Annotated in this window: 22 protein-coding genes; 14 read left to right on the forward strand and 8 right to left on the reverse strand. The window is 66.6% G+C overall.

Features of this window, described 5'->3' with window-relative positions:
- Positions 1-19: 19 nt before the first annotated feature.
- Entirely contained in the window at positions 20-1,405 is a 1,386-nt protein-coding gene (locus IEY60_RS21920; protein WP_189031504.1) for a glycosyltransferase family 87 protein, read from the reverse strand.
- 169 nt (positions 1,406-1,574) lie between these two features.
- Between IEY60_RS21920 and rpsF the strand changes: the two genes are divergently transcribed.
- The 5 genes from rpsF (at position 1,575) to dnaB (ending at position 5,242) form a co-directional block, all read left to right on the forward strand.
- Positions 1,575-1,862 (forward strand): 30S ribosomal protein S6, encoded by a 288-nt coding sequence (rpsF, locus tag IEY60_RS21925; RefSeq protein ID WP_189031506.1) that lies wholly within the window; start codon positions 1,575-1,577, stop codon positions 1,860-1,862.
- 94 nt (positions 1,863-1,956) lie between these two features.
- A complete protein-coding gene (locus IEY60_RS21930) occupies positions 1,957-2,517 on the forward strand; it encodes a single-stranded DNA-binding protein (RefSeq protein WP_019050000.1) in 561 nt (186 codons plus the stop codon).
- A gap of 31 nt (positions 2,518-2,548) precedes the next feature.
- Positions 2,549-2,800, forward strand: coding sequence for a 30S ribosomal protein S18 (gene rpsR, locus IEY60_RS21935; protein WP_019050001.1), 252 nt, complete (start codon positions 2,549-2,551; stop codon positions 2,798-2,800).
- A 17-nt stretch (positions 2,801-2,817) separates the two neighbouring features.
- Complete coding sequence (gene rplI / locus IEY60_RS21940) at positions 2,818-3,270, forward strand: 50S ribosomal protein L9 (RefSeq protein ID WP_189031508.1); 453 nt, start codon at positions 2,818-2,820, stop codon at positions 3,268-3,270.
- Between the two features lie 589 nt (positions 3,271-3,859).
- Positions 3,860-5,242 (forward strand): replicative DNA helicase, encoded by a 1,383-nt coding sequence (gene dnaB / locus IEY60_RS21945; protein ID WP_189031510.1) that lies wholly within the window; start codon positions 3,860-3,862, stop codon positions 5,240-5,242.
- Positions 5,243-5,266: 24 nt separating this feature from the next.
- Here dnaB and IEY60_RS21950 read toward each other — a convergent pair whose 3' ends face one another.
- Positions 5,267-5,677: a Rid family hydrolase gene (locus tag IEY60_RS21950; protein WP_189031512.1), complete on the reverse strand. Its 411-nt coding sequence runs from the start codon at positions 5,675-5,677 to the stop codon at positions 5,267-5,269.
- Between the two features lie 79 nt (positions 5,678-5,756).
- Here IEY60_RS21950 and IEY60_RS21955 point away from each other — a divergent pair, with 79 nt between their 5' ends.
- Positions 5,757-6,140, forward strand: coding sequence for a winged helix-turn-helix transcriptional regulator (locus tag IEY60_RS21955; RefSeq protein ID WP_189031514.1), 384 nt, complete (start codon positions 5,757-5,759; stop codon positions 6,138-6,140).
- 66 nt (positions 6,141-6,206) lie between these two features.
- Here IEY60_RS21955 and IEY60_RS21960 read toward each other — a convergent pair whose 3' ends face one another.
- A complete protein-coding gene (locus IEY60_RS21960) occupies positions 6,207-6,782 on the reverse strand; it encodes a dihydrofolate reductase family protein (RefSeq protein WP_229740030.1) in 576 nt (191 codons plus the stop codon).
- Positions 6,783-6,810: 28 nt separating this feature from the next.
- The gene (locus tag IEY60_RS21965) at positions 6,811-7,611 is read right to left on the reverse strand and encodes a CocE/NonD family hydrolase C-terminal non-catalytic domain-containing protein (RefSeq protein ID WP_189031518.1); all 801 of its coding nucleotides are present in this window, start codon (positions 7,609-7,611) and stop codon (positions 6,811-6,813) included.
- 90 nt (positions 7,612-7,701) lie between these two features.
- On the opposite strand from IEY60_RS21965, the gene IEY60_RS21970 reads away from it, so the two are divergent.
- Complete coding sequence (locus tag IEY60_RS21970) at positions 7,702-7,845, forward strand: hypothetical protein (RefSeq protein ID WP_189031520.1); 144 nt, start codon at positions 7,702-7,704, stop codon at positions 7,843-7,845.
- Positions 7,846-7,864: 19 nt separating this feature from the next.
- On the opposite strand, the gene IEY60_RS21975 is transcribed toward IEY60_RS21970, so the two are convergent.
- The 3 genes from IEY60_RS21975 to IEY60_RS21985 form a co-directional block, all read right to left on the reverse strand.
- The gene (locus tag IEY60_RS21975; RefSeq protein ID WP_189031522.1) at positions 7,865-8,128 is read right to left on the reverse strand and encodes a hypothetical protein; all 264 of its coding nucleotides are present in this window, start codon (positions 8,126-8,128) and stop codon (positions 7,865-7,867) included.
- Positions 8,129-8,248: 120 nt separating this feature from the next.
- Positions 8,249-9,028: a class I SAM-dependent methyltransferase gene (locus IEY60_RS21980; RefSeq protein WP_189031524.1), complete on the reverse strand. Its 780-nt coding sequence runs from the start codon at positions 9,026-9,028 to the stop codon at positions 8,249-8,251.
- A gap of 3 nt (positions 9,029-9,031) precedes the next feature.
- Entirely contained in the window at positions 9,032-10,309 is a 1,278-nt protein-coding gene (locus IEY60_RS21985; protein WP_189031526.1) for a serine hydrolase domain-containing protein, read from the reverse strand.
- A 210-nt stretch (positions 10,310-10,519) separates the two neighbouring features.
- On the opposite strand from IEY60_RS21985, the gene IEY60_RS21990 reads away from it, so the two are divergent.
- From IEY60_RS21990 to IEY60_RS22010, 5 genes are all read left to right on the forward strand, one after another.
- The gene (locus IEY60_RS21990; RefSeq protein WP_189031528.1) at positions 10,520-11,347 is read left to right on the forward strand and encodes an alpha/beta fold hydrolase; all 828 of its coding nucleotides are present in this window, start codon (positions 10,520-10,522) and stop codon (positions 11,345-11,347) included.
- A 17-nt stretch (positions 11,348-11,364) separates the two neighbouring features.
- On the forward strand, positions 11,365-12,372 hold the full coding sequence (locus IEY60_RS21995) for a 1-aminocyclopropane-1-carboxylate deaminase/D-cysteine desulfhydrase (RefSeq protein WP_189031530.1): 1,008 nt from the start codon (positions 11,365-11,367) through the stop codon (positions 12,370-12,372).
- 125 nt (positions 12,373-12,497) lie between these two features.
- Complete coding sequence (locus tag IEY60_RS22000; protein ID WP_189031532.1) at positions 12,498-13,187, forward strand: DUF2637 domain-containing protein; 690 nt, start codon at positions 12,498-12,500, stop codon at positions 13,185-13,187.
- 56 nt (positions 13,188-13,243) lie between these two features.
- On the forward strand, positions 13,244-13,672 hold the full coding sequence (locus IEY60_RS22005) for a hypothetical protein (RefSeq protein WP_189031534.1): 429 nt from the start codon (positions 13,244-13,246) through the stop codon (positions 13,670-13,672).
- Positions 13,673-13,905: 233 nt separating this feature from the next.
- Complete coding sequence (locus IEY60_RS22010; RefSeq protein WP_189031536.1) at positions 13,906-15,585, forward strand: cutinase family protein; 1,680 nt, start codon at positions 13,906-13,908, stop codon at positions 15,583-15,585.
- A gap of 54 nt (positions 15,586-15,639) precedes the next feature.
- On the opposite strand, the gene IEY60_RS22015 is transcribed toward IEY60_RS22010, so the two are convergent.
- Positions 15,640-16,527 carry a DMT family transporter gene (locus tag IEY60_RS22015; RefSeq protein WP_189031538.1) on the reverse strand — a complete coding sequence of 296 codons (888 nt, stop codon included), beginning with the start codon at positions 16,525-16,527 and terminating at the stop codon, positions 15,640-15,642.
- Between the two features lie 189 nt (positions 16,528-16,716).
- On the opposite strand from IEY60_RS22015, the gene IEY60_RS22020 reads away from it, so the two are divergent.
- Both IEY60_RS22020 and IEY60_RS22025 read left to right on the forward strand, forming a co-directional pair.
- Positions 16,717-17,529, forward strand: coding sequence for a hypothetical protein (locus tag IEY60_RS22020; RefSeq protein WP_189031541.1), 813 nt, complete (start codon positions 16,717-16,719; stop codon positions 17,527-17,529).
- A gap of 229 nt (positions 17,530-17,758) precedes the next feature.
- The gene (locus IEY60_RS22025; protein ID WP_189031543.1) at positions 17,759-19,117 is read left to right on the forward strand and encodes a WS/DGAT/MGAT family O-acyltransferase; all 1,359 of its coding nucleotides are present in this window, start codon (positions 17,759-17,761) and stop codon (positions 19,115-19,117) included.
- Positions 19,118-19,146: the final 29 nt, after the last annotated feature.

The following is a 19,146-nucleotide window of genomic DNA, read 5'->3' on the forward strand; positions in this document are numbered from 1 at the left end:
CCGCCGCCGCTGTCGTTTCTCAGGCGGCCGGCTGGAGTTCGCGTCGCTCGAGGGGCGCGACGGCCGAGCCGGCCCGGCGCGCCCCGCGCAGCCCGGCCCGCAGGAACAGGAAGAACAGCACGAGGAGCAGGGCGGTGCGCAGCCACACACCGAACTGGACGATCCCCTCCATCAGCTCCACCCCCTCGCCCGAACCCAGCGCGGCGAAGTAGCGGAACACGCCGACGCCCACCGCCGCGTCGGCCACCAGATACGCCGCGACCAGCGACCACGGCACCCGCAGCAGCACCAGGAACGGAATTATCCACAGGGTGTACTGGGGTGAGTGGACCTTGTGGAAAAGCATGAATCCGCACAGCATCGCGCCGCTCACACCCACCCACGGGAAGGGCGAGGCCGGCGTCCAACGACGCAGGCCCAGCCACATCGCCAGCACGAACGACGCCAGGATCAGCGCGGGCGAGGCGAGGGCGACCATGTCGTGCCAGGTGGTCGTCGTCTCGGCGTCGCGGCCGAAGATCAGCTGATGTCCCCAGTACCAGATCGAGTTCGTGGTGATGTCGGCCTGGCGCATCTGCTGGAAGGTGATCGAGGCCCGCCAGCCCTCCACCCCCGCTACCACGAACGGCAGATTCACCGCTGCCACCGTGCCCATCGCCGCCAGCAGTGCCTGGGCCGCGCCAGCCACGTCCAGATCGCGCACTCGCCGCGCGTCTCGCGGCGCGCCCCCGGTGAGGATGTAGACCGCCAGCGGCAGCAGGAAGATGCCCGGATAGAGCTTGAAGCAGAAGCCGATGGCGAGCAGTACCGCGGCGATGATGCCGCGGGTGCGTATCGACAGGCCGGTCAACATGGACATCACGTAGACCGCCGCCACCGCGGTGCACACGACCGGCAGTTCCCAGTTGTGGAAGGCGTAGAGCACCAGCGGCGGGCCGATCGCCCACAGCAACGCGGCCGGGCCTGCCAGCCGGGCCAGCATCCAGGCCGTCAGCAGCGCGAACGGCGTGAGCAGCAGCGCCGAATGCCACAGGAAATCCGCGTCGTTGGTGACCCCGATCGCGCCTGCCCACATGAGCACGCCGCTGAGCACCGGATACTCCACCGCGCCGCCGGTGAGCGCGCCCTCCTCGGTGATCCCGCCGTCGACATACGGGAACACGTGATTGTCGATATCGCGGCCGATCCAGAGGAACTGGATATCGGAATAGCAGACATCCGAATCCTTGCGGACGTCGAATACCTGGCTGCGACCGGATTCATCGATCGCGCCGCCCGCGCAGCGCGCCTTGTTGGCGTAGGCCATCGCGAGGGTGAGCGCGCACAACAGCACGATCAGGAACGTCAGCGCCGTGGCCCGCGCCGCGCCACGTGCTGCGCGCTGCTGTGGGTCGGCTGTGGTCATGTCGACCACATTATGCGGCGGCGCGGCGATCCAGGAGCCCACCCGCGGGGTAGATCGATTTCGCTGCTCAGGACCCGCTCATGTAGCCTTACCGGGTTGCTGACGCAACGAACCCTCCTGCCATGGAAAGTCCATGGCCGTTTCCTAGTCCACAGGAGGTGATTGGTCCGTGCGTCAATATGAAGTGATGGTCATCCTCGACCCCAGCCTGGACGAGCGCATCGTCGGGCAGTCCCTGGATAACCTGCTCAACGTCGTCAAGACCGAGGGCGGCAAGGTCGACAAGGTCGACATCTGGGGCCGCCGCCGGCTCGCCTACGAGATCGCCAAGCAGGCCGAAGGCATCTACGCGGTCGTCAATCTGACCGCGACCCCGGCCACCGTGAGCGAGCTCGATCGCCAGCTGGGCCTGAACGAGACGGTGCTGCGCACCAAGGTTCTGCGCAACGACAAGTAGTCCGCAGAGCGAACTCTCGTTTTCGTCGGTGCCTATCTTTAGGCTCTAGCGCGACAGCGAGACGCGGACTGCACCCCGAGCAGGAGGAACCCCCATGGCAGGCGACACGGTCATCACCGTCATCGGAAACTTGACGGCAGACCCTGAGCTTCGTTTCACGCCCGCGGGCGCAGCGGTGGCAAATTTCACCGTCGCTTCGACTCCCCGCGTGTTCGATCGCAATTCGAACGAATGGAAAGACGGCGAGGCCCTGTTCCTGCGCTGCAACATCTGGCGTGAAGCAGCGGAGAACGTCGCCGAGAGCCTGACCCGAGGCGCTCGCGTGATCGTGAGCGGACGGCTCAAGCAGCGCTCCTACGAAACCCGCGAGGGTGAGAAGCGCACGGTCGTCGAACTCGAGGTCGACGAGGTCGGCCCCTCGCTGCGCTACGCGACTGCCAAGGTCTCCAAGGCCGGTCGCGGCGGCGGAGGCGGTGGCTTCGGTGGTGGTTCCGGCAATGCCGGCGGTGGTGCAAGCGCAGGCGGCTACAACGCCAACAGTGGCGGCGGACAGTCGGGCGGCGGTAACGCCGGCAACGACGATCCGTGGGGTAGCGCGCCCGCGGCCGGCTCCTTCGGGGGCGGCGGCCGCATGGATGACGAACCGCCGTTCTGAGGAACGGCACTCATAGTACGGAGAGAAGACCATGCCTAAAGCGCCCGCGCGCGAAAAGGTACTGAAGAAGAAGGCTTGCACTTTCTGCAAGGAGAGCAAGTCCGGAATCGTCAATATCGATTACAAGGACACCACGCTGCTGCGTAAGTACGTCAGCGATCGCGGCAAGATCCGTGCTCGCCGCGTCACCGGCAACTGCGTCCAGCACCAGCGTGATATCGCTGTCGCCGTCAAGAACTCGCGTGAGGTGGCCCTGCTGCCTTACGTGTCGACCGCTCGCTGAGAAAGGGAGTCAGACAGATGAAGCTCATCCTCACCGCTGATGTCGACAACCTCGGTGCCCCGGGCGATCTCGTCGAGGTCAAGGACGGCTACGGCCGCAACTACCTGCTGCCCCGCGGTCTGGCCATCGTGGCCACCCGTGGCGCCCAGAAGCAGGTCGAGGGCATCCGCCGGGCGCAGGACGCCCGTAAGGTGCGCGACCTCGATCACGCCAACGAGCTGAAGCAGGCCATCGAGGGCCTGGACTCGGTCTCGCTGGCTGTGAAGACCGCCGACAGCGGCAAGCTGTTCGGTTCGGTCACCACCGCCGATGTCGCCGCCGCCATCAAGGCTGCCGGTGGCCCCGTGGTGGACAAGCGCAGCATCGAGCTGCCGAAGTCGCACATCAAGGCGACCGGCAAGCACGGCATCGTGGTGCACCTGCACCCCGATGTGGCTGCCAAGTTCAACCTCGAGGTTGCCGCGAACTGAGTTCGCTGAGAACCACCCCCGTGTTCGACATGGGGGTGGTTTCTCGTTGCCTTTTTCCGGTCGAAATAGCGATAACTGGACGATAGCCGAAGATCGCTCCCGTGCAGGTCACCCGAGGCGGCCGACGGTCGGCAATTCGCTGACCTCCGGTTATTCAGCCTGTGGATGACTGCGGAAACCGACCGGCAGATTTGTGACTCCAGTCATAGCGTGCACCATCGCTGTTTACCCAACACGCCCGGCCGTTCACCTTGACCGACACGCCGGAACTTCTTTCATCCACAGGTGGAGAGTTGGGTAAAAGGGGGCCTAGCAGGGCGTTCCACCGCACTGACCAGGGTTTTCCCCACGTTTTCCACAGGAGCTGCACAACACTGGGTGAACTACCCCCAAGTTATCCACAGTTGTGTGCACATATGGGGTTGGCGGCGCCCCGAAACGTCGCCTAGGTTCGTCGCATTGCCCTGCGCGCGACCCCGGGAATCACGCAGGCAACCGATTGCTGACATCCGTGTCGGTGCCCGGGAGTACAACGAGTTCATCGATGTGAAACCCCCGGTTCTGCGGGCAGAGAGGACGGTCGATTCTGGTGACCACCACCGGTGACCGCGCGCATACTGACTTCCCGCCCGAACCCCCCGGCGAGGACTTCGGCCGCCAGCCCCCGCACGACATGGCCGCGGAGCAGTCCGTCCTCGGCGGCATGCTGCTGAGCAAGGACGCCATCGCCGACGTGGTCGAGGTGCTGCGCCCCGGCGACTTCTACCGCCCCGCCCACCAGGCCGTCTACGACACCATCCTCGACCTGTACGGCCGCGGCGAACCCGCCGACCCCGTCACCGTCGCCGCCGGACTCGACCGCCGCGGCGAACTCAAGCGCATCGGCGGCCCGCCCTACCTGGTCACCCTCACCCAGACCGTCCCGACGGCCGCCAACGCCGGCTTCTACGCCGAGATCGTCGCCGAGAAGGCCATCCTGCGCCGCCTCGTCGAAGCGGGCACCCGCATCGTCCAGTTCGGCTATGCGGGCGCCGACGGCCAGGACGTCGCCGAAGTCGTCGACCGCGCCCAGGCCGAGATCTACGAGGTCACCGAGCGCCGCACCACCGAAGACTTCACCCCGCTGGAGGAACTCCTCCAGCCCACCATGGACGAAATCGACTCCATCGCTTCCCGCGGCGGCATCTCCCTCGGCGTCCCCACCGGCTTCACCGAACTCGACGAACTCACCAACGGCCTGCACGCAGGCCAGATGATCATCGTCGCCGCCCGACCTGGAGTTGGTAAGTCGACCCTGGGAATGGATTTCATGCGGAGTTGCTCGATCAAGCATGGGATGGCCAGTGTCATCTTCTCGCTCGAGATGAGCCGGACCGAGATCGTCATGCGTCTGTTGTCGGCGGAGGCGAAGATCAAGCTCGGTGATATGCGGTCGGGGCGGATGAGTGATGACGACTGGACCAAGCTGGCTCGGCGGATGAGTGAGATCAGTGAGGCGCCGTTGTTCGTCGACGATTCGCCGAACTTGACGATGATGGAGATTCGGGCGAAGGCGCGGCGGTTGAAGCAGCGTCATGATCTGAAACTCGTTGTGGTGGACTACCTCCAGCTGATGAGCTCGGGTAAGAAGGTCGAATCCCGGCAGCAGGAAGTCTCGGAATTCTCGCGACATCTCAAGCTTCTCGCCAAGGAACTCGAAGTTCCGGTGATCGCGATCTCGCAGCTGAACCGTGGTCCGGAACAGCGAACGGACAAGCGGCCCATGGTGTCCGACCTCCGTGAGTCCGGCTCGCTGGAACAGGACGCCGACATGGTCATCCTGCTGCACCGCCCCGATGCCTTCGAACGCGACGACCCCCGCGGTGGCGAGGCCGACCTCATCGTCGGCAAGCACCGTAACGGCCCCACCGCCACCATCACGGTCGCCCACCAGCTGCACCTGAGCCGGTTCGTGGACATGGCGAGGGGCTGAGTCGCAGGCGACTTTCGTGTCGGGTCAGTCGACGACGGCGTAGGCCTCCACCTCGACCAGGACGTCGGGTTCGAAGAGGTAGTCGACGCCGATGGCGGACAGGGGTGGGAGCGGGTTGGGTAGGGCGAGTTCTGCGGCGACCTGGTTGATGCCGTCGAGGAAGTCGGCGTATTTGTCGGGGGTCCAGTTGGTGACGAAGAAGCGGAGGCGGACGACGTCGGCGAAGGTGGCGCCTGCGCCGGCCAGGCCGCGGGCGGTGTTGCGCAGGGATTGGGCGAGCTGGCCCGCGAGGTCACCCTCGGCTACCCGGTTGCCGTCGGCGTCGCGGGCGATCTGACCGGCGACGTGGACATGGCGCGTGCCGGTGCTGATCGAAACATGGTGGTACGGAACGGGACCGAACATGTTCGGCGGGGTCATGAGCTGCACTGTCATGGGTGGTTCCCTTCACGATCGGACTAGGTATCCGATGTATACGTGGTATTCGAAGGGCACTTCAACGAGACTAGGTGTCATGCAGGAAACCGACGAGGTCCCCCAGCTCACCGCGCAGCACCGTGAGTTGCTCGATCAGATGCTCGACAAGTGGTCGCTGCAGATCATGGAGGCGCTGTGCGATCAGCCGTTGCGGTTCAACGAACTCCGCAGGGCGATTCCGGTGGTGACGCAGAAATCGCTCACGGCGGCGCTGCGTCGACTGGAACGCAATGGGATGGTCGAGCGGGTGGTGACCCAAACCCGGCCGGTCGCCGTCGAATACCGCATCTCCCAGATCGGCCGGACTCTGCAGGGACTCATCGACGCACTGCTGCTCTGGACCACCGACACCTTGCCCGAGGTCGAGCAGGCACGTGCCCGGTTCGACGACTTACAGCGGGAAGAGGTCCGATCGCGGTGAGGCGGAGGCGGGGCCTGCGGTTTTCCAGAGTGTCGGGATGAAGTCCGCAGGCCCCAGGTCCGCTGCTCAGCGCACGACGTCGTAGACGAGCTTGGCCACGCCGTTGGAGTACGTCGCGGAATCCCGCAGGCGCAGCTGCTGCTTGTCCCGATCGACCCTGTTGAACAGGCTCTTGCCCTCGCCCAGGAGCACCGGGAACACGAGCAGGTTGTACCGGTCGATCAGATCGGCGTCGGACAGACGCCGGGCCAGCTCGGCGCTGCCGTGGATGAAGATGGCACCACCCTCGCTTGCCTTCAGCGCGGCGATGTCGTCGATCGACCGCAGGATCGTGATCGGACCCCATCCCTCGATCACGGCGTCGTCGGTGAGGCTGGTCGAGACCACGTACTTGGGAAGCTCCTTGTAAGCGGCGTGATCCGCGGAGTCGCGCCAGAACGGGGCGAACGCCTCGTAGCTGCGCCGGCCGAACATCAGTGCGGTCGTGTGAGCGAGTTCTTCACCCTTGAGCGAGTAGGCCTCGGGGACGAACTCGGTGTCCATCACCCAGCCGCCGCTGCGGTGCCCTTCCTCCTTGCCGCCCGGCGAGTCCACTACGCCGTCGAGCGACATGAAGCCCGTGTAAACCAGTTCACGTGTCAAAATTCCTCCTGCGGTGTGAAAGTGGTGTCTATCGTCGCCGGTCCGACTGACACCCACCTGACACCGACCTGACACCGCGTCGGCCATCGACGCGCCGGTTGTTCAGTTCGCGTCGCGAGCGACTGGTAGTCCGAGGCTCGCGACGGCGACGGATACCTCGCGTGGCACCAGTCCGCTGCGGAAACCATCGGCTGCCCCCCGCGACGGTGACCTGCACGCGGTGGCCTGGTTCGAAGCGGTGCACGGCAGCGGGCACCGTCACCTCCACGGTGGTGTCGGAGCTGACGCGCGTGGGAACGGAGTTGCCGACGCGCGTTGCGGTGCCGTCGGGGGCGAGGTCGTACACGGTCACGAACAGCACCGCCGCGTCGGCGGCGGTCGCCGCCGACGCCCCGGAGACGTTCAGTGTCACCTGGGGTGCCCCGACCTGCACGAGATCACTGGTGAGCGGCTCGCTTGTCCAGGCCGCGGCGTCCTCGGGGTTCGCATCGGGGCCTGAGCGCACGGAGTGGGCACCGGGGCCGAGCGGAAGGCCGGTGAGGACGGCCGCGGCGTCGAGATCGGGTGCGGTGGCGTATGCGGGTTCGGAGTTGCCCTCGTAGGAGATCCAGTCGCGGAACCAGGAGAACTCGGGAGCCGGTGCGACGGACTCGTCTTTGAGGTGGCGGTCGAACCAGTCCAGATAGCGCGAGACCAGGTAGTCGGAGTCGCGGTGCGGCGCCAGTTCGTTCAGCTCGCCCGGTATCGGGTCGCCGCCGTGCCCGCGGTAGTGCCAGAGCCCTCGACGCCGGGAGACAACACCCCGATGGTCGCGAGCCCGGTCACCCACGTGGACTTCGTGGCGCCGGTTCCGCCCTTGCCACGTCCCGCGGGGCCGACAGCACCGTCGGGTGACAGCGAGTAGCTCAGGTCGTTCCAGGTGATCATCGGCACGATGGTGTCGCTGGTCGGTCTGGATGAAGTCGACAGCAGCCGCCGGATTCTGCAGCGCCGGATCGGTGTACGCGATCCCAGCCGCACCGCCGAGGAAACTCACCAACTAATGCAAAGCTGGCCCAATTAGCGTTAAGTAGGCTCGAAATTCAGGCCTCTGACCTGGGCAGACCGAGCTGGTTGGCGAGCATTTTGGTGAATACTCGCATGCCGGCGACCATGTCGAAGTTCTCGTCCAACAACCACAGGTGCTCCAGCCCGACGAGGAGGGTGGCGATGATCAGATCAGCCATTCCCGTGATGTCGTTCCGCTCGACCGCCGACACCTCGCCGTCGCGCAACGCGTGCTCGGCCACCACCTCCGCAGCGCCGCGCAGTCGTTCCAGCCGCAGGCGCGACCAGTGCGCGGCCAACTCCGAGCTGTCGCCGGGAGCGAGCGCGCACACGTGCTCCAAGCGAATGTGGGAGTATCGGCTGAATGCGACGCCGGGCGGAATTGTCGCGGTGACGAGGATCGGAATCAGGGTGGGGACTTATCCGTTCGCGCGCCGCGACAGTTCGGCCCGCATCTGCAGGAATCGAAACAGCCCCGGCCTGCCGATGACGGCTTCGTAGCGGTCGACCACCTCATCCACGAAAGCGGGGACGTCGGTGGCGGGTAGACGGGCGGTCCAGTCGGCGAAGCCGACCGTGCACCACCGGGCGAAGGCCGCGCGGGAGCCGAAGTCCCATTCGCGGTCGGTCACGGATTGCGCGGTGAGCTCGAAGCCTGCGCTCGCCGCGATCGCGATCAGCGCGCCGGGTTCGATATGCACGTAGGGGCGCGTGAAATCGGCGAATGCCGCCGCCCACCGCGCATCGCCGGTGACCGCCATCGCGATGTCCTCGACGCTCGGGCGAGGTCCGCCGCAGACGTACTGCACGAGCGCCCGTCCGCCGGGTGTGAGGGCGGCGGCGATGTGCCGGTAGGCGGTTTCCTGGTCGACCACCCAGTGCAGGGCGTTGAACGAGACGACGAGATCGAACTCGCGGGTGAAGGTCATGGTCGTGACATCGCCAACCTGGAATTCGACGTTCGTGAGCTGGTCGTCGGCCGTGCGGGCGACCTCGATCATCCGCGGTGACGGGTCGACGCCGAGCACGGAACCGCCGGGCACCCGCGCCGCGATCAGACGCGTCACATAGCCGTCGCCACAACCCACATCGAGCACCCGCTCGGCACCCGCGACCGTGACCGACTCCACCGCGTCCGTCGCCATCGCCCGCTGGAGTGCGCTGATGTGGGCGTAGCCCGCGCCGTCCCAGTCGGCCATCGGCTACGACCCGCCCTGCGGCGGAACATCTTTCTTGACCGGCGGGGCGTCGTCGGGCGCGAGATACGCACCGATCTTGCGGAACAGCGTGTCACCACCGTTCGAGTAGCCGCCCGAGGCGCTGAACGCTTGGGGCAGGAAGGTGACGGCGACCGCGATCGCGATCTTCTGCGCCGGCAGGTAGGCGTTGACCGCGGCGCCGCCGAAGAACAGCGGGTTCTGGTAGGACCAGTCGCCGGTGAGCCACAGGCCGAGACCGTAGGTCTGGAAATCGTCGAGCGGGCGGCAGTTGACGCAACCGGGGACCGTTGTCGTCTTGCCGCGCAGGTCCGTGGTCGTCATCGCCCGGTACGACTCCTCGGACAGCAGTTCGCCGCTGCCGATGGCGACGGCACTGCGCTCGAGGTCGTAGATGTTGCTCGTCTGGATCGCACCGTGGCTGATCGTCCACGACGGATTCCAGTAGGTCGATTCCTCGTAGAACGGGACGTCGGGCGCCAGTTCGAAGTACTCGCGTCGTTCCGAGGTGAACGAGTGCAGGACCGGCTCGGGGATGTAGGGCGTGAGGTTCGGCACGGTGTTCTTCAGGTCGAGCGGGCCGAGGACCTTCTCCTGCAGGGCATCCGCGAGCGACTTACCGGTGACCTTCTCCAGCACCAACCCGAGGAGTACGTAGTTGGTGTGCGCGTAGGCCCAGTTGGTTCCCGGCTCGAACCACAGGGGGTCGTCGATCGCCAGCGCGAGTTGTTCCTGGGTGGTCCACGCCTTGTACGGATCCGCGAATGCGATCTCCGCGAATTTCTCGTTCCCGAGCACGAAATCGTGGTAACCCGAGGTCATCTGGGCCAGCTGACGCAGATTCACGCGGTCGGCGTCGGGAATTCCGGGCAGGTATTTCGAGAGCTTGTCGTCGAGGCTCAGTTTCCGCTCGTCGGCCAGGATCAGCAGCAGGGTCGACACGTAGGAGATCGCGACGGCGCCGTTGCGGAAGTGCATGTCGGTGGTGGCGGGCACGCCCGTCATGGACTCGCCTCTGGCCGCGGTGACGATCTCTTTGCCGTCGACCGTCACGCGCACGATCACCGACTTCAGGTGCGCTTCCGCCATGTAGTCGTCGACGATCTCCATGATGGCGTCGGCTTTCGCCGGGTCGTCACCGGAGAACGTCGGGTGCGCGCCCGAGGTCGAGCCCGAATCCTGCGCAGTGTCGTTCGATGAACATGCCGCCGCCAGGAGACCCAGCGTGCAGGCGAACACCAGAACATTCCGAGAAACGGACATTGGTCACCTTCCTGGTTACCGGAAAATCCGACTGCCCTGGTGTCCTCCGCAAATGTGCGAACAGCCAATTCTATGGCCGCCTAGCCGAGTCGGCGGGAAACCGCGCGGTGCGGTGTCAGCGGATGCGTCAGGCGCGTGTCAGGCCGGTGTCAGGTCGGGTCGTGAAAGTAGTTGTCATCACGAAGGACGAACCGAAGGGGTGATCGCGACATGACCGCGCAGCACACGAACCGCACCGAATCGAAGAACACCGCGTGGAGCGGCATGGTGGCCGTCGACGATACGGCGCTGGCCGTCACCGACAGCGGTGGTGACGGGATCCCGGTCGTCTATCTCAACGGGCAGTTCGCTACCCAGGGCTACTGGCGCAAGACCATCGCCGAGCTCGGGCCGGGGTTCCGGCACATCACCTACGACGAACGGGCGCGTGGCAGGAAGTCGAAGCTGTCCGCCGACTACTCCTTCGAGGCCGCCGTCCGCGATGTCGACGCGGTGCTCGCGGCCAGGGGCGTCGACCGGGCGCTGGTGGTCGGCTGGTCCTACGGCGCGGTGGTCGGGGCGCATTGGGCCGAACGGAATCCGGAACGGGCCATCGGCGCGGTGCTCGTCGACGGCGCGTTTCCGTACGATTGGCTCGACGATGCCATGGAGCAGCGGATTCGCACGCTGTTCAAGCGATTGAGCTGGTTCATGCCGTTGATGCGGCCGACCGGGTTGGCCCCCCGCATGACCGCCGCGCAGCAGGCCGAGAGCAATATCGAGCTCGGCAAGCTCTCCCGCGAGAGCGAACTGGGTCCGGTGCTGGACGCGATCACCGTTCCGGTGCGGTATGTGGTCGCCTCGGGCACGTCGTTCGGCAGCAAGCGCGACGAGCAGGAGAAGATCCGCAGCGGGCTCGACGCGGCGACCACCCGCAACCCGAATGTCCGCATCGGGGCTAAGGTGCCCAGCAATCACGGTGCCATCCTGGGCAAGGACTTCCGGGCCATCGCCGACTCGGTGCGCGAAGTCGCGGAACTCGACCAGGCGGGGAAGTAAGGAGATAGGAAGCGAGTATGACTGCGCTGCTGCACGAACGGTTCGAAGAGCTACGGAATACGTTGCCGCACATCCGGCTCGGTTCCGGGCCGACTCCGGTACGCACGCTGTCCGGGCTTTCCGACGGGTCAGCGCAGTTGTGGCTCAAGGACGATGGGGTTTTCGGAGACGGGGGGTGGGGCGGAAACAAGGTCCGCAAGCTCGAGTGGCTGATTCCCGATGCGCTGCGGCGGGGACGGCGGACGATCTTCACCGTCGGTGGGCTGGGAACGAATTGGGGACTCGCTACCGCGTTGTACGCGAAGGAGTACGGGCTGAAGACGGCGCTGGCGCTGGTCGATCAGCCGGTCGACGAGCATGTGCGCGCTCAACTCGAGCGGCTCGAACGCAGCGGTGCCACACTGCATTTCACCCATACGAAGGCGCGCACGATCGCGGCTGTCCCCTATCTCCTCGCGCGGCATTCGGCAGGCGGCAAGCTTCCTTATCTGCTGCCCGCGGGTGGGTCGTCGACGGTCGGCGTGCTCGGCTATGTCGAGGCTGCGCTGGAGTTGGCTGACCAGGTCGCCGCGGGTGTGGTGCCGGAACCGACGCATATCGTCACGGCGATCGGGTCGGGTGGGACCGCGGCCGGGCTGCTGCTCGGGCTCGAGCTCGCGGGGCTGTCGACCAAGGTGGTCGGGGTGGTCGTCAACGATCAGCTTCGGCTGGATGCCACCACCCTGCTGCGGTCCGCGCGACGGACCGAGGCGCTCTTGCGCAAGCGTGGCGCTCCCCTGCCACGGCTCGAGCTCGCGCCCGAGAGGCTGATCTCGGTCGAGGACCAGCTCGGTGCGGGCTACGGGCACCCCACCGAGCAGGGTGAGCGTGCCCGCGCACTCGCCGCCGACGCCGGGCTGATCCTCGAGCCCGTCTATACCGCGAAGGCCATGGCGGCGACTCTCGCCCTCGATGCCGGCGGTGCGCTGGGCAAGGGCGATGTCGTCTTCCTGAACACCAACGGACCCCGCCTTCCCCAGCGGTAGCCAAGTGCGGCGATATTGCTGCCACGCTGCGACATTGGCGATAGCCAGGGCTGTGGGGAACGTCGCCGGTCGTCCAGGCCGGGCGGTCGAGTTGCCGAGGGGTCGCCACTGTAACCTCCCCGACTATGACCACGATCACAGCTGCGGTACCTGCAGATGACACTGTGCGACCGGACACGTCGCGCGGGGATCTGCATTTTATTGGCCGGTTGAGTTCGTTCAGACCACGGATGGCACACGCATCGTTGATTGTCACGGCAGTGGTGGCGGTCAATTCGTTTCAAATGTCCTTCGCCGCTTTACATGATCTATCGATACGAAATCTGGTGCCGCCCGAACTCGCGGCGAACGTGCCGATCGCCATAGTCGGGTTGGTCGCCGCTTCCATCATCGCCACCGCCTCGTTCCGGCAGTGGAGCGCGGGCTGGTGGTACGCGACCGTGTTGTTCGCCTTCTCGACCTTGATTTCTGTTTCCGGAAATATCCAGTATGCCAACGAGATCGGTGGCGGCGTCGTGTCGATGTCGATCTACGCCGGCATGCCGTTGACGATGCTGTTCGCCGTGCATCTCACGCTGATGCTCTGGGAACGCGGCCGACAGGTCTCGGCCGAAGGTAGTGCCGAGGCCGCGGCACCAGAGCCCACCGTCACACCCGTCGAGGTGGAGGTGGAGGTACCGAAGGTCTACCCGCTCGACAACACCGGGCCACTGTTCACCAGACGGCAGACCACCGGTGTCGGATCGCAGCACTGGCCGACGTCCGTGGATGTCATCGACGGACCCCAGTTCACTACGACCGGCATACGTTTCTGACTATGCACGCCGCTCGACGTTCTCAGTCACCCCAAAACCACTCGAGGGAGCAGAAAATGGCGATGACCGTGTGGCAGGACCAAGGTTTGGAACAGTTTCGGGAACTCGCGATCCGATTGGCTTCGATCATTCAGAGCAGTCTGGATCGATCGGGTTCGATGACCCAGCTCACCGAAGCGATCGGCAATGCGGAAGCATTCACCGATCTGATGATCGAATACTCGGGACGCTGGTTCATCGAGACAGGTGGTCGCTCGACCCTGATGGGGCCGGAACTGTTCTGGATGCTGTCCGAGCCGGGACCTCGGCGCGGCGCCGCGGCCGGAGTACGCGGTCAGGAAACCTCCTCCGAACCCGAGCTCAGCGGCGGACAGCGTGGCCGGAAATTGCTGTTGATCTGCGTTTTCGAGGCGCTCGCGCACACCCAATGGCTGCCCGAGGGTATGGCGGAGCATCCGGTGACCAACGGAAGCGGAATAGGCTGACCTACCACCGAGAATCCGCCCACCCCGGAGACGTTCCGGTAGCCGAATGTTTCCGGGCTGGGAGGTAGGACCGGTAGGCCGGACCCGGCGGCCGGGCCGGGTGCCCCCGGAACCGGGGGCAATGGTTCCTGTTCGCGGCAGTAACGATCTTGCTGAGTGGGACGACAAAGGTCGTGACAAACGGCCCGTCGGGGGGCCTGCCCACCTGTAGGTCATTCGAACGGGATCAGAATATGAATCTGCGCGAGTTCCTTGCGAAACATCGCATCGCTTCGGCTGTCGCCGCACCGGCGGCGCTCGGTGTCGCGGCCATTGTCGCCGCGTCGTTCGCGGTGACGTCGCAGCCCGAGTCCCCCACCTACCAGCTGACCACCTCGGTCACCGAGTGCCGCGAGATGGTGACCATCTCGGTGGCCGGTCGCAACGACACCCCGGTCGAGGGCACCACGGCGATGCTGCTCGACGCCAACGGCAACCCGCTGCCGGCGGCGCTGTCGGGCGATCACAGCAGCGTCTGGGTCGACCCGGTGGTGAACGCGCCGCGTGACGACCTGGCCGAGGGCCAGTACGCGGCGATCTACATCGCCTACCCGGCCGACATGCGGACCTACGAGGACGCGGTCAACCAGGGCGTCGCCAACACCCAGCAGGTGATGCGCGAGATCTCCGCCGCCTGCCCGGACACCAAGTTCTCCATCGTCGGCTACAGCGAGGGCGCCGACGTGGTGCGCCGCGTCGCCGAGGGCATCGGCAACGACAACCCCGCCGACGGCTACTCGGTCGTCGACCCGGACGACGTGCTCGGCGTGGTGATGTTCGCCGACGCCGGTCGCAAGGCGGGCGAGGGCACCTTCATCGGCGCCGAGGACCCGTTCGCCAACCCGGACGGCTTCGACCAGAAGTACCAGGACGGCACCAAGCCGATCTCGGGCAAGGGCGTGACCACCGGCGGCGACTTCGGTGCGCTCAACGGCAAGATCGCCTCGTTCTGCTCCGAGGGCGACCTCACCTGCGCGGCGCCGGAGAACATCTCCCTGCTGCAGCTGGCCGCCAATGTCGGCAGGCAGATCAACGTCGACGACCTGCAGCGCGACGGCCTGACCCCGGCCACCGGCCAGGACATGGCCTTCACCCTCGGCCGGATCGCGATGGCGGCCTTCTCCGACATCGCCGCCAACCCGAACTGGATGGCCAGCGACGAGACCTTCCTCGACGTGCTGCTGAAGGTGTCGGATCCGGACTACAAGCCGGGCGAGACCAAGGCGCCCGCCAAGGTCGACACCATCGCCGGTGAGCAGCTCTCGCCGCTGGCGTACCTGCCGCAGAAGGTGTTCAACGAGATCGTCGGGCTGATCGTGACGAACCAGAACACCATCCCGGTGGCGATGAGCGATCCGTACCAGCTGACCCTCGGCCCGAACGGCACCGGTCATCACTTCGACTACTGGCGTGACTCCGACGCCGCCAACGGCAAGCCGCTGACCTCGGCCGAGTACGCGGCGGCGTGGCTGACCCACCTGGCCAAGCAGGCGCAGGCAGGCGAGACGGTGGACACCAAGGCGGCGCCGACCGATGACGACGTGACCGCCGCGCTGGCGGCACCGACGAAGCCGGCCACGACCACCACCGCGGTGGCGCCGAGCACCACGACGGCGAAGTCGACGACCACGGCCAAGACGTCCTCGCCGACCACCACGTCGAAGACGGGCACGAGCACGACCACCTCGACCACGACGGTCGCCCCGTCCACGACGACGCCGTCGACCACCACGCCCGCTCCGGCGCAGGAACCGGCGACGAACCAGGCCGCGGCGCCCGAGCCGACGACCACCACCCCGGCACCGACCACCACCACGGTGGCGCCGACCACGACAGTCGAGCCGACGACCACCACCCCGGCTCCGACGAACTGATCGAGACCGAGCAATCCCCGGTGGGCCACGCCGCCCACCGGGGATTGTCGTTTCTCAGCAGCTGTCGGCGGGCGCGGGCAGTCTGTCCTTGACCCGGGTGGCACTCCGGGTACCGATGATCGAACCGATGACGACCAGCGGGAACCCGATCGCCATCCCGATCGTCAGCGGTTCGCCGAGGGCCGCAACGCCGAGGACGATCGCGACCGCCGGATTGATATAGGTGATGACGGTGGCGCGCGCGGGGCCGACCTCGGCGATGAGCGCGAAGAAGACGAGAAACGCGATGGCCGTGCAGATCACGGCGAGACCGAGCACCGACCAGGCCGCGTCGGCGGGGATGTGCGCGGGCCAGGACGCGGCGGTGAACGGGGTGTAGACCAGCGCGGCCAGCAGCAGCGACGCGGTGACGACGCCGAGCGCGGGCAGGTCGGCGAGGGTGCGGTCGTAGATGATCGGGCCGATCGCGTAGCCGATCGTGGTGACCGCGACGGCGGCCAGCGCGGCGGGGTCGGTCAGGTCGAGGTCGAGGCCGACAAGTGTTGCGACACCGGCGAAGCCGATCAGCAGGCCGATCGTGCGCCGTCCGTCGAAGCGATCGTGGCCGAGCAACGTCACGATGACGATGGCGATCAGCGGCACCGCGGCCACGAGCAGGCCGACGGTCGAGCTGTGCAGTGTCTTCTCGGCGTAGCCGAGCAGCACCCACGGGCCGACGATCTCTACCGCGGTGTAGGCGAGCAACATTCGCCAGCGGGCGGCGATACCACGGAAGGCGTTGGTGTACAGCGCGATCGGCAGCAGGAGCAGCCCACCGATCGCGGTCCGCCCGAAGGCGACGACCACCGGGTCGACGCTCTCGACCGCGATGCGGATCATCGCGTACGGCACACCCCAGATCACGCCGAGCGCCAGGAACAGCACCCACCCGCGCTTACTCACACGTCACCACCATTTCGATCCCGCGACGAGATCCACCCTCGCGCAGTTCATCCTATGATTTGAAACGGCCACTGCGAGTGGCGCGACCGACATCTTTCGTCGATATCCGGCCACGACACTCCGGGCGACATCGCCAGGCAACGCGCCGATCATGATGACTGTGCGGTGCCTCGGTGCAATGATCGGCGGGTGACTCAGTGGCTCCCACTCCTCGGTTCGCTCGTCGTCGCCGCCGCAGTTCTGGTCGGTGTCATCGCCAACAACCGCACCCACCGCGACGGCATCGCCGCGGCCGACGAGCGCGGCAGGCAGGCACTCGACGCCGCACAGCGCAATGTCGAGCTGTCGAACATGGTGGGTGACCAGCGCGATCACGAGGCGTGGCGCCGGGAGGCGGTACTCGCCGCGGTCGCCTCGATCCTGGAGACCTCGGCCTCGGTGCGTGCCGATCTGACCAGCTGCGGGGAATGGGATCTCGTCACCGCGGAGGAGATCGACAACGTCGGCGCGCAGATCCACAAGGTGATCTGGGATCGGCCGAACGGCATGCTGACCCGGCTGCGGGTCGTGGCGCACCGCCGGATCCCGAACAAGTGCGAAGACCTGCTGCGCACCCTCACCGCCGCCCAGCACATCACCATGCAGCGGCTGAAGCTGCATATCGACGTGGAGGCCACGGTCGAGGAGCTCGAGGAGATGGCCTCGCTGTGGCAGAAGGCGATGCGCCATGCCGCCGAGCAGGAGCGGGCGCTGGTGGAGACGACCCGGATCGAACTCGGCATCGACATCGCCACGAAAGGCCCTGCGGTCCCGCCGGTTCCGGCGCCCGCGCCGCCGGTGGCCGAGCCGGTGGTCGAGCCGGTCGCCGAGTTGGTCGACGAAACTCCCGTCGAGGAAGCGGCTTTCGAGCCGGAAGCCGAGGAGCAGACCGCCGAGCTGCGCGTCACCGAGGTCGCCGAGGACGAGGTCGAGGCGCTACAGGCCGAGCCCGCCAAAGTCTGACCTGGGTGCGGCAACGGCGCGTGCGCCTGTCCGCTCGAGCGTCCAGTCGGGTTCGCGGATCGAGCATCCGGCGTCGGCAGGTACGGCGGAGTGGCCGTTCACCTGACGTGACCGGGGTGAGCCGGGTAACTTGGAACCCGGCATGTGATGCGTCACCATGCCGGCCCGACAGCGTGGTCGATTGTCTACAGACTTGCACCGAACCACTCTCGTCAGGGGGCGATTTGTGATGGAGTTCATCGCGCCGTTGGATGCGCTGTTCCTGCTCGCGGAATCCCGTGAGCACCCGATGCATGTGGGCTCACTGCAACTGTTCGAGCCGCCGGAGGACGCGGGCCCGGACTATCTGCGCGAGTTCCGCGACACCTTGCTCGCCGACAACACCTGCAGGCCGACCTTCCGCAAGCGGCCGGCCACCTGGCTGGGCGCGCCCCAGCTGGCCTGGACCCAGGACCACGAGGTCGACCTGGACTATCACGTCCAGCGCAGCGCGTTACCCGCGCCGGGCCGGATCGGGCAGCTGCTCGATCACGCCTCGAAGCTGCACAGCGCCCTGCTCGACCGGCACCGCCCGATGTGGGAGCTGCACTTCGTCGAGGGCCTGGCCGACGGCCGGTTCGCGCTGTACTCGAAGATGCACCACTCGCTGATCGACGGCGTGTCGGCGCAGCGGCTGTTGCGGCGCACACTCACCACCGATCCCTTCGCCACCGAGATCAAGACGCCGTGGAACCTGCCGCGCAAGCAGCGCACGGACGAACCGCGCGAACACCGATCCCGGCTGGGCGGGTTGCTCGGCAACCTCAACTCGGCGGGCTCCTCGACCGCCGCGCTGATGCGGGCGACCCGCACCGGCCTGCTCCAGCAGCAGCTGACGCTGCCGTTCGAGGCGCCGCGCACGCTGTTCAACGTGCCGATCGGCGGTGCGCGTAAGTGCGTGGTGCGCACCTGGTCGATGGACCGGGTCAAGCAGGTGAAGAAGGCGACGGGCACCACCGTCAACGATGTGGTGCTGGCGATGTCGGCGGGCGCGCTGCGCGCCTACCTGCTCGAGCGCGACGCCCTGCCGGACAAGCCGATGATCGCGATGGTGCCGATGTCGCTGCGCGACGAGGACGACACCGACACCCAGGGCGTGAAGATCGCGGCGCTGCTGTGCAATCTGGGCACCGACATCGCCGATCCGCTGGAGCGGCTGCGGGTGGTGAGCGAGTCGACGCGGCGCAACAAGGAGGTCTACCGCTCGCTGACCCCCGCCCAGACGCTCGCGGTCGCCGGGGTGATGCTGAGCCCGATGGCGGCGATGCTGCTGCCCGGTTTCGCCTCGATGGCGACGCCGCCGTTCAACATCGTCATCTCGAATGTGCCGGGCGCGCGCGAGCCGCTGTACTGGAACGGCTCGCGGCTGGACGCGAGCTACCCGCTGTCGATCCCACTCGACGGCCAGGCCGTGAACATCACCCTCACCTCGAATGGCGACAACCTCGATTTCGGCCTGGTCGGCTGCCGCCGCACCCTGCCCGACCTGCATCGACTGCTCGATCACCTGGAGGACGCGCTGACCGAGCTGGAGGCCGCGGCCGTCTGAAATTTGCCCTTATCGAACAAACTAGAACG

Source organism: Nocardia rhizosphaerihabitans (assembly GCF_014646295.1).
GTDB lineage: Bacteria > Actinomycetota > Actinomycetes > Mycobacteriales > Mycobacteriaceae > Nocardia > Nocardia rhizosphaerihabitans.